The sequence below is a fragment of the Alteromonas gracilis genome (assembly GCF_002993325.1).
In the GTDB taxonomy this organism is placed as follows: Bacteria; Pseudomonadota; Gammaproteobacteria; order Enterobacterales; family Alteromonadaceae; genus Alteromonas; species Alteromonas gracilis.
Genome location: NZ_PVNO01000025.1, coordinates 364,752 through 381,526, shown reverse-complemented (window position 1 = coordinate 381,526; position 16,775 = coordinate 364,752). Strand labels below are relative to the sequence as shown.

Below are 16,775 nucleotides of genomic sequence, written 5' to 3'. Positions count from 1 at the left end.
CTCAATTTTTTCGACAGGGTACTGCCGTTTTAGTCCATTAGATCGCAACGACCCGCAACAAATTAAATTGTCGCGCCCACAGTCATTGCGAAACGTATTTGATGTTTTCCGCCTTATACTCTTCAAGAGCACTAGGCCACTTGCTGTTTTCTTCCCCACATATTATTCAATTCCCTATGTTAGCAATAAGGAACTCAACGCCCTGAACTTGACTGATTAGTCGCGCACTACGGCGAGGTCCAATGTATAAGCAAGCCCGCTTATCACTGCTAAAACTGTCTAATAATTATGCAGATGCGCTCTCTTATAAAAATGGGAGCGACCATTAGTATAGGGTCGAAAGTTAGACTTACAAGTCATACCATTGTCTTAGCACATAAGATCAATGAATTTATCGACAAAGTTGGCGGCCTATATAGCAAAATGAACACTATTTTCTTAAGCGTAAGCGCTTCGTTTATCGTAGACTTACACTGAAAATTTTATAAACCATTCAAGCGGACTTTTCATGTCATCAAACTCTACAGTCGTGCTTTTCAATAAGCCTTTCCAAGTACTTTCACAGTTTACCGACGCAGATGGAAGAGAAACCCTTAAAGACTATATCGATATTCCCAATGTTTACGCTGCTGGACGATTAGACAGAGATTCTGAAGGCCTACTTGTATTAACCAACGATGGTAAGCTGCAGCACAAACTTGCCAATCCTGAAGCTAAAACAAGCAAAACCTACTGGGTACAAGTTGAAGGGGTTATGGACGAAAAGGCCATGCAATCGCTGCGCGATGGCGTCGAATTGAAAGATGGAATGACGTTACCAGCCAAAGTTAAGCCCATGGACGAACCCGATGTTTGGGAACGAAATCCCCCCGTACGTTTCAGGCAGTCTATCCCTACGAGTTGGGTTTCTATAACCATAACCGAAGGAAGAAATCGACAGGTACGTCGTATGACGGCGCACGTTGGCTACCCTACCCTTCGCCTTATAAGATACCGCGTAGGCAGCTGGACTATTGATGGTATTGAGAATGGTAAGTACGTAAGCTTTTAACGATAAAGCCAATAATCAGTGCCATAAAACGCTAAGGGGAGCGTAGAACTAGCGCCCCTAGCGGTAACAAAATTGCGCATAACGGTATCGCAATACGGTGGTTCTTACTTGAATTTCCTTTTCAAAGCCTTACTTTCAATTCTACTGTAGGACGGGAATCTACCTATACATATTTAATTACTTATTCAGATAAGGATTAAATGTGAATTAGCTATCGTAATCTGATAAAATCCGCGTCCTCGAAATCGGGCCGACCAAGTAATGTCTTAAATCGAAATCCATGTGTGATTGGTCTTAGGTACTTACTCAATCTGGTACACGCTATGTGTCCATATGAGTGAGTATCATTTATGCCAATACACCAAAAGGATTTCCAACTATACCGGCTTCTTTTTTATTAAATAAATGAGTGTGCAAACTGCAGTGAGTGATATTGAATCTAACGCCAGCAAAAAAGTAATCGTCGGTATGTCCGGCGGTGTCGATTCGTCTGTTTCAGCCTACCTACTTCAACAGCAAGGTTATCAGGTTGAAGGTCTTTTCATGAAAAACTGGGAAGAAGATGATAATGATGAATACTGTGCCGCAGCAGAAGATTTAAAAGATGCGCAAGCGGTTGCTGACAAACTTGGCATCGAATTGCACACTATCAACTTTGCTGCTGAATACTGGGATAACGTGTTTGAGTATTTCTTAGAGGAATACAAAGCAGGCCGTACACCTAACCCAGATATCATGTGCAACAAAGAAATTAAGTTTAAAGCATTTCTCGAGTTCGCAGCAGAAGACCTTGGCGCAGACTATATCGCTACCGGGCACTATGTGCGCCGACGTGAAGAGGATGGTAAATGGCAGATGCTTCGAGGTCTGGACAACAATAAAGACCAAAGCTACTTCCTTTATACACTAGGTGAAGAGCACGTTGCCAAAACGCTCTTTCCTGTGGGCGACATTGAAAAGCCATTGGTTCGCAAAATTGCTGAAGAGCAAGGTCTAATTACACATGATAAAAAAGATTCTACGGGGATCTGTTTTATAGGCGAGCGCAAATTTAAAGACTTCCTAGCCCGTTATCTTCCAGCTCAACCAGGCGTTATAGAAACTGCAGAGGGCGAAGAAATCGGCCAGCACGAAGGTTTGATGTATCACACGTTAGGTCAGCGTAAAGGCTTACATATTGGCGGATTGGCCAAATACGGTGACGACCCGTGGTATGTAGTAGATAAAGACGTTGCTCGCAACGTGTTAATTGTGGGTCAAGGTGCCGATCACCCTCGCCTTTACTCAAAAGGCCTGGTAGCTAAGCAACTACACTGGGTAGATAGAAAAACAATTACTGAGCCAGTGCGCGCTGTAGTTAAAACCCGTTACCGTCAGGCTGATATACCTTGTACCATTACGCCAACGGATAATGACACTATAGAAGTGTTATTCGATGAACCGCAAAAAGCGGTAACACCAGGACAATCGGCGGTGTTTTACAGTGATGAAGTATGCCTAGGCGGCGGTATTATTGAGAGTTATATTCGATAATGTTAGATACCGACATAGAAAATAATCTCGCCCTTGCAGGGGTATGCCAAGCTGCGGCGCTCGTTCAGCAGCTTGCTCGACGGGGCTCGGCAGACAATGAGGCCATAGAATCCAGCTTATCGAGCATACTGGTTACCGATCCAGAGACACCACAGCAAGTATTTGGGCAACTGAACAACCTAAAGGTAGGTTACACCACGCTCGCGGCGCAGCTATCAGATAAGCAAGCAACGAAAGATACAGAGCTTACACGTTACATTGCTAGCATCCTTGGCCTAGAGAGAAAGCTCGCAAAAAAACCGAAAGCCATGCAAGAATTGGGGGAACGCATTTCCCATGTTCAGCGCCAGCTGGCTCACGTCGATTTTCAAAATCCGCAAATTGTAGCCTCATTGGCGAGTATATATAGCGATATCATCAGCCCTCTCGCTCCTCGTATTCAGGTTGCAGGCAACCCCGATTATTTAAGCCAACCAGCAACTCAACACAAAGTTCGTGCCCTTTTACTCGCGGGCGTGAGGGCTGCGGTAATGTGGCGTCAAATGGGTGGCAAACGCAGAAATATATTATTGAAACGCAAACATATTCTTAACAGTGCTGTGAAGGCACTACGATTAATAAACTAGTGAGGAGCTTAAGGTGGAACTGAGTCAGTTAACTGCAATTTCCCCTGTCGACGGTCGATATGCTGGCAAAAGCGTAGAATTACGCAGTATTTTCAGTGAGTTCGGCTTGTTAAAATATCGTGTAGAAGTAGAAGTACGTTGGTTACAAATGCTTTCTGCCAACCCACAAATTGAAGAAGTTCCTGCTTTCACAGACAAGTCAAATGCACTGCTTGATAAAATAGTAGCAGAGTTTAGTGTTGAAGACGCTATGCGCATTAAAGAGATTGAGCGCACGACTAACCACGATGTAAAAGCCGTTGAATATTTCTTGAAAGAGAAAGTATCTGACAACAGTGAACTATCAGCTGTAAATGAGTTCATTCACTTCGCATGTACGTCTGAAGACATCAACAACCTTTCACATGGCTTAATGCTTCGCGAAGCTCGTGAGACGGTTATCCTACCTTACTGTGACAAGTTAATCGAAGCGCTAATAGAGCTCGCTAAGCGTTATCAAAACGTGCCTATGATGGCAAGAACACATGGTCAGCCTGCATCACCCACCACCATGGGTAAAGAAATGGCTAACGTGGCTGTACGCTTAAAGCGTCAGCGTAGCCAAATTGCCGGCGTTGAACTGCTTGGTAAAATAAACGGTGCTGTGGGTAACTACAATGCGCATCTATCTGCCTACAAAGACGTGGATTGGCACAAGGTTTCAGAACAGTTTGTTACCTCACTCGGCTTAACTTGGAATCCGTTCACAACGCAAATTGAGCCTCACGACTACATTGCTGAAATGTTTGACGCCATTGCGCGTTTCAACACCATTCTCATCGATTTCGACCGTGATGTATGGGGTTATATTGCGCTAGGTCACTTTAAGCAAAAAACAGTGGCTGGCGAGATTGGTTCATCTACTATGCCGCATAAAGTAAACCCAATCGACTTCGAAAACTCGGAAGGCAACTTGGGTCTGGCTAACGCTATTTTCGATCATTTGGCTGCAAAACTTCCTATTTCTCGTTGGCAGCGCGATCTCACTGACTCTACGGTACTTCGAAACCTAGGTGTAGGCGTGGGCTACGCGGTGATTGCTTATCAAGCAACATTGAAAGGCATTAGCAAATTAGAAGTAAACGAAAAAAGCCTGCTTAACGAGCTAGACAACAATTGGGAACTGCTTGCAGAGCCAATTCAAACCGTTATGCGTCGCTACGGTATTGAAAAGCCATACGAGAAGCTTAAAGAGCTAACCCGAGGTAAAAAAGTAAACGCAGAGGTTATTGCCGAGTTTATCGACAACTTAGATATGCCTGATGCTGCAAAAGCTGAGCTTAAAGCATTGTCGCCGGCAACGTATATCGGTGATGCAATCAGGCTGGTAGATCAGTTATAAGCTTCATTGCTTTGTACTACATTAAAAACGCGGTCATTACGACCGCGTTTTTTTATTGTCGTCTAAATAAGCCAATTTTTTAATACTGTTCTGGAGCATGTAAATGGATTTACACAAAACAATGGGATCATATAGTCTTGCCATTGATGCGCATCGCCGCCCTAATCCAGCTCCATACTCACAAATTCCAACAAAATCACTGGTAAAGCAGGACAAAGGTGTAAGCATCAAGCTCACTGTAAGAAACGCCGTAGTTATCTTTTGCGATCTTTCTAAGTTTCAACAACTCACAGTGCAATATGGTGACATCACTTGTTCTAGTATCGTGGAGAGTTTGTTCAGCCAATTTGACGATATTGCCACCTCTTTACAACTCACTCCTTTAAAAACCAATGGCGACCAATACATCGCTGTGAGCTTTTGTGCCGATAATACCAGTTCTACAACTTCACTCTCCCGTTGCGTAAGCAATACCATTGAGTTTGCGTTAAAAGCGCGCAACCTCGTTAATAGCAACCCAGTGCTGGTTTCGTCGTCCTGCCACCTTCGGGTAGGTATTGCAACGGGCGATGTGGTTGCAAGAGATTCTGCTCGCTCGTTCGCGGGCTTCGATATTTGGGGTAATACGGTAAACAAAGCGGCAATGCTCGAGCAGTTCACCGCGCCAAGCACAATTGCAGTATGCAAAAAAACCTACAATATATTTGCTAGGCGAGCTTTGTATTCAGGAGCTACGAAAATCGATGATAGCGCTAACGAAACGTTGCAAAGTCATCTCAATGGGAATAGCGACGAGGAATTACCGGCAAGGTATATGAGCGTTCAAAGTAAAGACCGGCAACATATCATGTTTTATAAAACTCAGCTTCAAACCAAGTCAGCGCTCTCAATTGCGTTTATTTGCTAATGATCTAGAAAAAGCGGCGGACGAAATATCACACGCCAATAGGTATTCCTCACTAACGCATGCCCTGGATGTACACGTTTATTTTTGACTTCCCACGCGAAATGACTGGGATTTGACTGGGATAAGGTAGCAATCGCGTTTTCAATCATCGATAATGCAGCACTTGAAATTTAGCGACCTACTACCTTCATACTTACGTTTTTATGCATATCTATGATGCCATACGTAAACCCAAAACAGCAGGTCAATACCATTACATGGCCTTACAACAAAGAGATGCTATGCGTACTAACGACAACACCTACTTTATCGATGCACAAACCGGTAAAGGCTTTGATGCAGAAACTTTCTTGAAGGACTATTGGCAACAAAAGCCGGTAGTGATAAAGCATTTTTTCCCAGACTTCGTTGACCCTATTGATGAAAACGATTTAGCAGGTTTAGCGCAAGAATCTGAAGTTGATGCCCGTATCATTAGCAACGTGCAAGGTAATTGGCACGTTGAGCAAGGCCCCATTAATGATTTTGATAACGCATGTCAGGGTAAATGGACACTGCTCGTTCAGGGAGTAGACAAGTATGTACCCGACGTTACACCAATATTAGATCCCTTCGCTTTTATTCCCAATTGGCGATTAGACGATTTGATGGTGAGCTTCGCCACAAAAGGCGCTGGCGTCGGTGCTCATATTGACCAGTACGATGTCTTTCTCGTTCAAGGGAAAGGGAGTAGACGCTGGCGTGTGGGTAAACCAGCAGAATATAAAGAAGTGTTTCCCCATCCAAAGTTGAGGCAAATCGAAGGGTTTGCCCCTGTGATTGATGTCATGGTTGAGCCCGGCGATGTGGTTTATGTCCCACCGGGCTGGCCTCACGAAGGTGAAACTGTGGAAGATAGCTTAACTTACTCAGTTGGCTATCGCGCACCTGACAATCTACAGTTAGCTGAAAGCCTAGCCATGATGCTAGATAAAGGTGCCCACAATTATCGTTTTACTGATGCGGGACGCACACTTCAAGGAAGTCGAGCAACGGTAAATCCAGGAGATGTTGCTACGCTAAAACAGCAACTCATAGAAGCAATCAACGGCGAAGATTTCACGTTGGCGCTTTTAGAAGCTATGAGCGAACAAGGTATACCCGAATATCCGCTAGAAAACGAGGTATCGCTAGAGCAAGTTGCAAATGAATTTGCTTCAGGTATTAGCTTTGCGCCCGCACCAGGCGTACGCGCGCTAATTTGTGACGGCAAACGCGGACTTCCCCGAGCACTCTACGTTAACGGGAGTCAATTCGAGTTCGCGAAAAGTGACCAAGAGTGGTTTGAAGTGTTGGCATCAGGTAGCGTTTTAAATGAAACGTGCTGTCAAGATGCTCCCTCTTTTACATTTTTAGAAACCTTGACTACACTTGTCAATAACGGTTACTGGGAATGGTACGAGGGATAACAGCTACGTATGGCGTTTACTATTCAAAACGTCGATTGGGAAAAGGATAAAAATCGACTAAAAGCATTGAGGGAACATGTATTCGTTTTAGAGTGGCGGGTACCCGAGGCAAGCGAGTTTGACGAGCACGACAGCTCTGCTTGCCATGTGCTTATAGTAGACGATAAAAACGTTCCCATAGCCACGGGGCGCCTGACCAAAAAAGGTGAACTTGGCCGAATAGCCGTCAAGCGTAGCCATCGAACACTTATGATATACCGCTTACTTTTTGAAGCGTTAATTAACATGGCTCGAAAGAATAACTGCCCAATTATTAAAGTGGTGTGCAACTTAGAAAGCGTTTCATACCACCGTTCTATTGGTTTTATTCCCGACGGGCAAGTGTTTATGGACGCAGGAGTACCGCGGCAAAGGCTTAAATGTCCAGCTGAGCGTTTTCCTCTGCCGGACGTTACGCAGTTACATTAGATACTCGTTTAGACTCGCTAAACCTCTCGTCGGGCTTTTTATTAAAGTTTTACCAATCTTTCCATGTTGGCTCTGACCTCAACTCATTAGTGAACTCATAATATTTATTCGACAATATTATGCATACTGTGAGGTGCTTTTATCTCTAAACAAATCCAGTACAAACATTTACATTTTTATTATTGGAAAACAAAGTAGGTTAAGCGACACTACATTAATAATCAGCCTTATAAGACGAGTTTAGACACATGCGTATACTAAGACTTACTCTTGGCGCAATACTATTTGCTGGCGGAATTGTTTTAACATTGCTTCCTGGCTCAATTCTCTTCGTTATTGCCGGACTTGTTCTATTGAGCTATGACTGGCCTAGAGCGCGCGGTTGGCTTAAGTATAGCCAGCGCACCATGACATTGAGTGCTCGCAAAATAGATCGCTTTCTTCTTATGAGGAAGCTTCGATAACATTTGCGTCTGTCAATGCGTGCACGCTTTTCCATTCATCGCCATGCTTATCACGTTCTGGGGTAAGCTAAAGGTTTAAAATCACCCAGATTTTTTTCTATTTTGTCGCACCACGTTGGCAACTAAACTTATGTAAATGCGTAAAAATACAATGCGTGTTAACGTAAACTAAAGTATTAATTACGAAGCCTTTAACAATAATAGTAGTGGCATATATCTCAGCATGCTCTGCATCTTAGATAGCTCGTATCATCAGGCAATGTAACCGTATAGATATGACACTGTGTAAAGCGCATAGCGACGCTGCACTGTTTGGGTAGACCATATTTAGTTAATCTGGTCAGGTCATATCTTTCGCTTACCTATGGAGACAAGATCATGATCACGTTTACCGTTAATGGTAACAAACACGAATTTTCTGGTGACCCATCAACACCAGTGTTGTGGTACCTTCGTGACGAATTAAATCTTACAGGACCTAAGTTTGGCTGTGGTATGGCACAGTGCGGGGCTTGTACTGTACACATCGATGGCGTAGCGCAGCGCTCTTGCGTAATGCCAGTATCTACAGTTCAAGGCAAAGAGATTACGACTATCGAAGGGCTCAGTGAAAACGGCGACCATCCGGTTCAAAAGGCATGGGTAGAACATAAAGTACCCCAGTGTGGATTCTGCCAATGCGGCCAAATTATGCAGGCAGCCAGCCTATTATCTACCAATCCAACGCCTAGCGATGAGGAAATTGTCCAGAATATGTCTGGCAACATCTGCCGTTGCGGTACCTACCCCCGCATTCACAAAGCTATCAAATCAGCATCGAAATCAATGACCGGCAGTGCAGGCGTAGGCTACTTTGACCCAAGCCAAGCGGGAGAAGAAGCATGAGCGAGAATACTTATTTTGATATGAATCGCCGTAGCTTTTTGAAATCCACAGCAGCGGCAGGCGCTTTGGTTCTTGGCACTTATTTCGTAGGCAGCGCGCCACGTGCGATGGCTGGCGTTTTAGCGAAACCAGCTGAAAATGCAAAACGTGCAAACTTATTTATTGCACTTCGCCCTGACGGTATGGTTGAAGTGACCTGTCACCGCAGTGAGATGGGCCAGCAGATCCGCACAGCAATAGCACAAATTGTCGCAGACGAAATGGAAGCGTCCTGGGAAAAAGTAATTATTATACAAGGTAAAGGCGACCCTAAATACGGTGACCAAAACACGGATGGCTCGCGCAGTATTCGCTTTAATATGCAGCGTTTACGTGAAATGGGCGCAAGCGTACGCTATATGATGCAACACGCTGCAGCAAAACGCTGGGGTGTTGAGCCAAATACCTGTGTTGCCGCGCAGCATGTTGTCACACACACATCAGGTAAAACCCTGGCCTATAAAGACTTAATCGACGATGCGCTTACCATTACGCCGCCAGAAGCAGATAAGCTGAAGCTTAAAGACAGAAAAGAGTGGCGTTATATCAACACAGGTATGGCGCATATCGACCTTCAAGATATTGTTACCGGCAAAGCCACGTTTGCAGCTGATGTTCGTGAACCTAAAGCGCTTGTTGCAATCATTGAGCGCCCACCTGTAGTAGGCGGTAAGGTAAAAAGCTTTAACGCAGAAAAAGCAAAAGCAGTAAAAGGTGTCGTTGACGTTATTGAAATGCCTGCGCCTAAAGGTGCGCCTCAGTTCCAACCGAAAGGTGGCATAGCCGTCATTGCTAACAATACATGGGCTGCGTGGCAGGGCCGCAAAGCGCTAGAAGTAACCTGGGATGACGGAGCAAACGGCGACTATAATTCAGAAAGCTTTAAAGAGCAGCTGCTTAACACGGTAAATGCCCCCCAGGCCCTTGTAAGAGAAAAAGGTGATGCGCTAAGTGTTTTAGAAAAAGCCAGCGACAAGCTTGTTGCTGACTACTATGTGCCGCATCTTGCTCAAGCGCCGATGGAGCCACCGTGCGCTACAGCAATGTACCACAAAGACCGCGTAGACGTGTGGGCCGCAACGCAAAACCCACAGGCTGACATGGAAACAGTAGGCGCCATGGTTGGCATGGACAAAGAGAAAATCAACGTCCACGTTACCATGTTAGGCGGTGCATTCGGGCGTAAGTCTAAACCTGATTTCTCTGCTGAAGCAGCATACCTTTCAATGAAAACAGGTAAACCAATTCGCGTTCAATGGACCCGTGAAGATGATATTCAGCACGGTTTCTATCATGCAGTCTCTGCTCAGCATGTTGAAGCAGCCCTCGATGAAAACGGCAAAATTGACGCTTATCTTCACAGAACGGCGTTTTCACCGATTGCCTCTACCTTTCAAGAGGGTGCTAACGCGCCGTTTAGCTTTGAACTAGATTTGGGCTTTACAGACAACCCTATTCTTACGCCAAACATGAAGCTAGAACGCGGTGAAGCCCCCGCTAAAGCGCGTATAGGATGGATGCGTTCCGTATCAAACATCTTCCATGCCTTTGCGGTTCAGTCGTTTATTAATGAAGCGGCGCACAAAGCAGGCAAAGATTCGAAAGACTACTTGTTAGAAGTCATCGGCCCTGACAGAATTTTGGATGTTACTGAACAAAAAGCCGAGTACAACAACTATTGGGGCGATAAGTCGGTCTATCCACTAGACACAGGCCGCCTGCGTAACGTTATCGAAAAAGTGTCTGACATGGCTGGCTGGGGTCGAGAGATGCCTAAAGGGCGCGGCTTAGGTATTGCCGCACACCGCAGTTTCTTGACCTATGTAGCCACTGTGGTCGAAGTAGAAGTGTCTGAGGCTGGCGATCTTAACGTTATTAAGTCTTGGGTTGCCATCGATGCTGGTACAGTGGTGAACACTGATACCGTCAAAAATCAAACCCAAGGTGGTTCGGTGTACGGTATCACTACTGCTATCAGTGACGGTATTACCTTCGATAAAGGCCGCGTACAGCAAAGTAACTTCCACAACTATCGTGTACCGCGCATGAGTGACTCACCGTTAGACGTTGAAGTAGAAATAGTTGAAAGCGATGCACCGCCTGCTGGTGTAGGCGAACCGGCAACACCGGTATACGCGCCAGCACTTTGTAACGCTATATTTGCAGCATGTGGTAAGCGTATTCGTCAGTTACCTATCGGAAACCAACTAAAAGCCTAATGATAAAAGTACTAATGGCCTAAAAAAACGAGTCATTACCAGCACTGAAAATTAACTGCAAAGCGGTGCGTGTAATGCATCAAAAAAGGGTAAACACAACATGTGTTTACCCTTTTTTATGAATGTACTTATGTGACATCCTCAGCTTCAAGTGTAACTTTGGCCTGAGTTAATTCCCTTGTTTTAACCGTAATAGTAAACCCCAATTTTAATCAAACGATTCAGTGGTTAATTGAAGGCTTTTAAGGATGAGAGAAAAGGCAACAAAGGTTGTAGATGCTCAGGCAGAAACATGCGGCGGATATGATGACGCACGCAACGAAAAGATGAATAAAAATACCATAACTTGCGTAAGCAAAAACTGCGCATATTAGGCCGATTGTGAATTCTACTAGCGCTGCTTCACAAAGGGTCCTTACATTACTGATTACAGGCTGAGCAAAAAACTTGAATCGATAAGCCATTTTGTTTCCTCTCCTGCGCCTAAAATACTGCTAACGTTACGTAATTACATTAGCACATTAAAGGCAATGCGAAAGAAACACAATGCTTTGTAGATAAGCTTCAGAATATGAAAGTAAACATGAAAACTTTCATGTTATAGTTTCTAATAAACAATAAAACTCGGACTCATTGAGCCCGAGCACATCAACTCAGTATTTATTCGTAGTTGCGTTCCATCCACATCAACTGCATTTTTAGTTCGTTAATTTCTTTTTGCGCTTCCGCCAGCTGCTCTACTGCAGAGCGTGATTGCATAACATTCTCTTCAGAGGTGTTTACTGAAACTGTGCTGTCATTATGTGCCATAAGAGTTCAACCAAGTTAATTATTAATCTAAGATTCAATGTGAAAGTCACTATGTAATATTACATTTTTTATTACATAAAGTCATGTAATCAATGGGCAAAAACACATACTTTTGCGAAATAACCACTGTTTTTTTAAGGAATGTACCACTGGCATATAACCATACTATATCGGCAATATATTCAGTAATAACCAATAAAAAAGAGACCCAAAGGTCTCTTTTAAAAAACGTTATAGCTGGCTCTGATGTTAGAAAAATCGCTAACTAAACACTTATTAAGCTAAGAGCCATAACGTTACGCTATTAACCGTGCTTTTCAGCAAGATATAGCCATGTCTCTACAACCGTGTCTGGGTTGAGTGATACCGAGTCGATACCTTCATCTACCAACCACGCTGCGAAATCTTCGTGATCAGACGGTCCTTGACCACAAATACCTACGTACTTGCCACGTTTCTTCGCTGCTTGAATTGCCATTGAAAGTAATGCTTTTACTGCCTCATCACGTTCATCAAACAAGTGAGCAATTAAGCCACTGTCTCGGTCTAACCCTAGCGTTAGCTGTGTTAAGTCGTTAGAGCCAATTGAGAAGCCATCAAAGATGTCTAGGAACTGGTCGGCAAGTAGCGCGTTCGATGGTAGTTCACACATCATAATAACGCGAAGACCATCTTCACCTTTCTTAAGCCCCTGCTCTTCTAGTAGCTCGATAACCTTACGGCCTTCCTCTAAAGTGCGAACAAACGGGATCATGATCTCAACGTTAGTTAAACCCATTTTATTACGAACGCGCTTGATAGCCTCACACTCTAGTGCAAAACAATCGCGGAAGTCTTCGGAGATATAACGGCTTGCACCACGAAAGCCCAGCATTGGATTTTCTTCATCGGGTTCGTACTGGTAACCACCAACCAAGTTGAAATATTCGTTCGATTTGAAATCTGACATACGAACAATGACTTTCTCTGGCGAGAATGCCGCACCAATAGTTGAAATACCTTCTACCAATTTCTCAATATAGTATTCTGTAGGCGATTCGTAGCCCGCTATCATGTCGTTAATTTCTTCTTTCAACTCTTCCGGCTGACTGTCGAAATTAAGTAGCGCTTTAGGGTGCACACCAATCATTCGGTTGATAATAAATTCAAGGCGAGCAAGACCAACACCAGCATTGGGTAAGCGAGCGAAATCAAACGCGCGATCTGGGTTACCCACGTTCATCATTACTTTAAGCGGTAGGTCTGGCATCGCATCAATGCGTGATGTCACAACATCGAACTCAAGCTCATCACCATAGATAAAGCCGGTATCACCTTCAGCACAAGACACAGTTATCTTGTCGCCGTTTTGAATGCTATCAGTCGCGTTACCGCAACCAACAACCGCTGGTATGCCAAGTTCACGAGCGATGATTGCCGCGTGACAAGTACGGCCACCTCGGTTGGTAACAATGGCAGACGCTTTTTTCATGATAGGTTCCCAATCAGGGTCTGTCATGTCAGTTACCAGTACATCACCTGCCTGGATTTTGTCCATCTCTTCAATTGAATCGAGTACTTTGGCTACGCCTGCGCCAATCTTGTGACCAATTGCACGGCCTTCACACACGATGTTGCTTTGACCTTTAAGCTGGAAACGCTCTATGCTTTGCGAGTCTTCACGGCTGCGTACCGTCTCTGGACGCGCCTGAACGATGTAAAGTTTGCCGTCTGCGCCATCTTTAGCCCACTCAATGTCCATCGGACGCTTGTAGTGGTTTTCAATAATTTGTGCCTGCTTCGCTAGCTCCATTACTTCATCGTCAGTCAATGAGAACGTTTTGCTATCAGCAACATCAATATCAACGATAGACACTTGCTTACCGTGTGCTTCATCGTCTGAATACACCATTTTGGTAAGCTTGCTACCCAGGTTACGACGAACAATTGCCGGTAACCCTTTATCTAAGGTTGGCTTGTGTACGTAAAATTCGTCAGGATTAACCGCACCCTGCACTACCATTTCGCCTAAACCAAATGAGCTGGTAATGAATACAACGTCTTCAAAACCAGACTCTGTATCAATAGTAAACATAACACCTGACGACGCGATATCACTGCGCACCATACGCTGAATACCTGCAGATAGCGCTACGCCTTTGTGGTCGTAACCTTGGTGTACGCGGTAAGAAATGGCGCGGTCATTGAAAAGTGATGCGAACACGTGCTTTATCGCCACAAGCACAGCTTCATAACCTTTAACGTTAAGGAAAGTTTCTTGTTGACCAGCGAACGACGCATCCGGCATATCTTCAGCAGTCGCAGAAGAACGTACAGCAAATGACGCTTCTTCGCCCGCATCGCCCTGAAGCGTCACAAACGCAGTTTTGATTTCTTCTTCTAGCTTTCCTTGAAAAGGCGTGTCGATGATCCATTGACGAATGTTCTTGCCCGCTTCAGACAGTGCGTTCACATCGTCGACATCAAGCGAGTCTAGTACTTCATGGATCCTTGCTTCTAGACCACTTTGCTCTAGAAACTCATTGAATGCTTCAGCGGTAGTTGCAAAGCCACCCGGCACCTGCACTCCGGCGTTAGCCAGGTTTGAAATCATCTCGCCTAATGATGCATTTTTGCCGCCTACGCGACCCACATCATGCATGCCCAGTTCTTGATACCAAAGTACGTATTCTTGCACAGCCCAAGCCTCCAGCTTTTTTATGTGTAGGGTATGAGGTAAGTTTCAGGTTTGTGCTTTTTATTACCTGAAACACATCAAATTCTCGTCGATTAGTGGTGAATCCCACCGTTACCCATGTTCATTCAGTTTGACGGCAAATAGATTGTAATTTGTCGCCATTCACAAGAACCGTGTAGCTTTTCGACGAAATCATCTTAGAATGGGGGAATTCGGAATGTAAACCCTTTATTAATTTTGTAATTAAATTACACCAATGTTAAGGAATTGTTGTGCGCACAGCTTTTTATATATCAGATGGTACCGCCATTACAGCAGAGGTCTTCGGCCACGCCCTGCTTTCACTCTTCCCTGTTTCTTTTAATCACAACACCATCCCTTTCGTTGAAACTGAAGAACAAGCTCATAAAGTTTTGCAGCAAATTTCTGAAAGTTTTCAAGACACCGGAGAGAGGCCGCTCGTTTTTTATACAATTGTGAATGTAGATGTACGCAAGATTATCTCTAAGTCTGTGGGTATTAACTACAATTTCCTAGACCAATTTGTGGCTCCCCTCGAAAAAGTGTTGGGTGTACCTTCTAAACCTGAAAAGCATCGCACACACAGTATTCATGAAACCACCTACGACATCAGAATAGAGGCGGTAAACTATGCGCTGGCCAATGATGATGGCTCTAACCTCAAGGATTACGATGAAGCCGACATCATACTTACTGGCGTTTCTCGCTCTGGAAAAACCCCAACGAGCCTTTATCTGGCCCTTCAATACGGAATAAAAGCAGCAAACTATCCGTTTACCGAAGAAGATATGGGCGACATGCTGAAACTTCCCCCTGCGTTACGCCGGTTTAAGCATAAACTTTTTGGATTGACCATTGCGGCCGATAGACTTCATCAAATACGTTCAGAGCGTCGTGCAAACAGTAAATATGCGTCGTTACCACAATGTAGAATGGAGCTTCGAGAGGTTGAAAACTTATACAGAAAGGAAAAAATTCCGTTTTTAAACAGCACTAAGTATTCGATTGAAGAAATTTCGGCAAAGATATTGGCTGAAACGGGTCTTAAGCGTAGAAAGTATTAGCAAGCTAGATGCAGGTAATAACAAAAGCGTTGCACTATATTTCTATTGCCTGCATTTAACTGAATAAGACTCAAAAATTAATTCGGAGCGTTTTCTCTGACCAACTTTCTGTAGCGTGCAAGCTGTAAGGGTGGAAGCCCTTCTACAGATACCCGCTTAAGCCAATGTCTTGCTTTTTCAGCATCATTATCAAGCGTTGCGTTTTCCGCTATACGTAACTTAATACTGTTAACTTGGGCAACATCCTTCGCTTGCTTGGCACAGGCTAAACCTTTTAGAAAAGCTTTCTCGGCCTCTTCGTAATTTTCGTTATTGCGAAGCGCCACAGCGTAATTGCTGTAGGCGACAGCTTGCTGCTGTAGATTGGGTAGCTTCAAAGCCCAATGTAACGATTTAATGCGATACTCAATATGCTTCGCATTGTCGCCTTCTCTTAATGCTAAATGCCCTAGTTCAGCAAAAATTTCTTTGTAGAAAATGGGCGCATCATAGTCTTCACCTTCAAGTCGGACGGCAAAATCCTGCGCTTCTTTTGTTTTACCAAGCACACCAAGAAGATTTAAAACTCGTGTACCCACTTCAGGAGACGGCATTTTTTCATACTGCGCTTTTAGCCCCGTTAAAGCCTCAGTGAGTGCTACAATTGCCTCGTTTTCTCGTCCGTTGGCTCTTAACCACTTACCAAAAAATAAAGACACTACGGGCTTGTACTCTGGTAACACTTTAGAGTTAGTATTTTCAAGCCAAGGCCTTAGAAGACCATAAAGCTCATCGAAACGTTGAACGTTAAATAAGATATCAAGCCTTCTCACTTGAAGCGCCCACCATGGAGGTGTGTTCTCATCTAAATAGCTTTGCTGTGCGCTTATCTTCGCTAAACACTCGTCAGCACTTTCTTCACAAAGTGGCTGGATATCTTGTGATGCGGCGTTTATATGAAATAGAAAAAACGTAAAGAATAATAAAATGCTGAGTGATGGGGTTTTTATCATTACTAGGGCACTGCTTTTATTTTGTATGAAGTATATGTTAAAAACCCTTTTTGTAGTAGTTAGCGCGCGCTTTTGATTCTCGCGTGGCCAGAGGAGTGGTATCCAGTGCAGCGACAATTGCAAAGTTAAGCTGAGTTCTTCGTATCTATGTGTATTTCCTCCATTAGTTTTTATTTTTTGCAAGCGTTTA

The 16,775-nt window shown here is 44.2% G+C and carries 13 protein-coding genes; 11 read left to right on the top strand and 2 right to left on the bottom strand.

Annotated features, from left to right (window positions below; translation table 11 throughout):
- The first annotated feature begins 508 nt into the window (after positions 1-508).
- The 10 genes from C6Y39_RS10215 to C6Y39_RS10170 all read left to right on the top strand — a co-directional run bounded on the left by C6Y39_RS10215 (position 509) and on the right by C6Y39_RS10170 (position 11,021).
- Complete coding sequence (locus tag C6Y39_RS10215) at positions 509-1,051, top strand: rRNA large subunit pseudouridine synthase E (RefSeq protein ID WP_105931146.1); 543 nt, start codon at positions 509-511, stop codon at positions 1,049-1,051.
- Positions 1,052-1,474: 423 nt separating this feature from the next.
- Positions 1,475-2,584 carry a tRNA 2-thiouridine(34) synthase MnmA gene (gene mnmA, locus C6Y39_RS10210; protein ID WP_276309294.1) on the top strand — a complete coding sequence of 370 codons (1,110 nt, stop codon included), beginning with the start codon at positions 1,475-1,477 and terminating at the stop codon, positions 2,582-2,584.
- Positions 2,584-3,210 carry a high frequency lysogenization protein HflD gene (hflD, locus tag C6Y39_RS10205; RefSeq protein WP_105931144.1) on the top strand — a complete coding sequence of 209 codons (627 nt, stop codon included), beginning with the start codon at positions 2,584-2,586 and terminating at the stop codon, positions 3,208-3,210. Before mnmA ends, hflD begins: the two co-directional genes overlap by 1 nt.
- Positions 3,211-3,223: 13 nt before the next feature.
- Positions 3,224-4,591: an adenylosuccinate lyase gene (gene purB / locus C6Y39_RS10200; RefSeq protein ID WP_105931143.1), complete on the top strand. Its 1,368-nt coding sequence runs from the start codon at positions 3,224-3,226 to the stop codon at positions 4,589-4,591.
- Between the two features lie 103 nt (positions 4,592-4,694).
- Positions 4,695-5,498 carry an adenylate/guanylate cyclase domain-containing protein gene (locus C6Y39_RS10195; protein WP_105931142.1) on the top strand — a complete coding sequence of 268 codons (804 nt, stop codon included), beginning with the start codon at positions 4,695-4,697 and terminating at the stop codon, positions 5,496-5,498.
- Between the two features lie 281 nt (positions 5,499-5,779).
- On the top strand, positions 5,780-6,946 hold the full coding sequence (locus C6Y39_RS10190; RefSeq protein WP_105931465.1) for a cupin domain-containing protein: 1,167 nt from the start codon (positions 5,780-5,782) through the stop codon (positions 6,944-6,946).
- Positions 6,947-6,955: 9 nt separating this feature from the next.
- Complete coding sequence (locus C6Y39_RS10185; RefSeq protein WP_105931141.1) at positions 6,956-7,414, top strand: GNAT family N-acetyltransferase; 459 nt, start codon at positions 6,956-6,958, stop codon at positions 7,412-7,414.
- A 248-nt stretch (positions 7,415-7,662) separates the two neighbouring features.
- Entirely contained in the window at positions 7,663-7,878 is a 216-nt protein-coding gene (locus C6Y39_RS10180; RefSeq protein ID WP_105931140.1) for a PGPGW domain-containing protein, read from the top strand.
- A 378-nt stretch (positions 7,879-8,256) separates the two neighbouring features.
- Complete coding sequence (locus C6Y39_RS10175) at positions 8,257-8,763, top strand: (2Fe-2S)-binding protein (RefSeq protein WP_105931139.1); 507 nt, start codon at positions 8,257-8,259, stop codon at positions 8,761-8,763.
- Entirely contained in the window at positions 8,760-11,021 is a 2,262-nt protein-coding gene (locus C6Y39_RS10170) for a molybdopterin cofactor-binding domain-containing protein (protein WP_105931138.1), read from the top strand. The genes C6Y39_RS10175 and C6Y39_RS10170 overlap by 4 nt, the downstream gene beginning before the upstream one ends.
- Positions 11,022-12,135: 1,114 nt before the next feature.
- On the opposite strand, the gene ppsA is transcribed toward C6Y39_RS10170, so the two are convergent.
- Positions 12,136-14,508, bottom strand: a complete 2,373-nt coding sequence (ppsA, locus tag C6Y39_RS10160; protein WP_105931136.1) for a phosphoenolpyruvate synthase — start codon at positions 14,506-14,508, stop codon at positions 12,136-12,138.
- A gap of 272 nt (positions 14,509-14,780) precedes the next feature.
- On the opposite strand from ppsA, the gene ppsR reads away from it, so the two are divergent.
- Positions 14,781-15,593: a posphoenolpyruvate synthetase regulatory kinase/phosphorylase PpsR gene (ppsR, locus tag C6Y39_RS10155; protein ID WP_105931135.1), complete on the top strand. Its 813-nt coding sequence runs from the start codon at positions 14,781-14,783 to the stop codon at positions 15,591-15,593.
- 77 nt (positions 15,594-15,670) lie between these two features.
- Here ppsR and C6Y39_RS10150 read toward each other — a convergent pair whose 3' ends face one another.
- A complete protein-coding gene (locus tag C6Y39_RS10150; RefSeq protein WP_240618861.1) occupies positions 15,671-16,585 on the bottom strand; it encodes a hypothetical protein in 915 nt (304 codons plus the stop codon).
- Positions 16,586-16,775: the final 190 nt, after the last annotated feature.

Bases quoted from the DNA above. Each gene is read 5' to 3' on its own strand.
- C6Y39_RS10175 (WP_105931139.1), top strand. From the start codon at position 8,257: ATGATCACGTTTACCGTTAATGGTAACAAACACGAATTTTCTGGTGAC.
- C6Y39_RS10215 (WP_105931146.1), top strand. From the start codon at position 509: ATGTCATCAAACTCTACAGTCGTGCTTTTCAATAAGCCTTTCCAAGTA.
- C6Y39_RS10190 (WP_105931465.1), top strand. From the start codon at position 5,780: ATGCGTACTAACGACAACACCTACTTTATCGATGCACAAACCGGTAAA.
- C6Y39_RS10170 (WP_105931138.1), top strand. From the start codon at position 8,760: ATGAGCGAGAATACTTATTTTGATATGAATCGCCGTAGCTTTTTGAAA.
- C6Y39_RS10185 (WP_105931141.1), top strand. From the start codon at position 6,956: ATGGCGTTTACTATTCAAAACGTCGATTGGGAAAAGGATAAAAATCGA.
- hflD (WP_105931144.1), top strand. From the start codon at position 2,584: ATGTTAGATACCGACATAGAAAATAATCTCGCCCTTGCAGGGGTATGC.
- C6Y39_RS10180 (WP_105931140.1), top strand. From the start codon at position 7,663: ATGCGTATACTAAGACTTACTCTTGGCGCAATACTATTTGCTGGCGGA.
- C6Y39_RS10195 (WP_105931142.1), top strand. From the start codon at position 4,695: ATGGATTTACACAAAACAATGGGATCATATAGTCTTGCCATTGATGCG.
- C6Y39_RS10150 (WP_240618861.1), bottom strand. From the start codon at position 16,585: ATGATAAAAACCCCATCACTCAGCATTTTATTATTCTTTACGTTTTTT.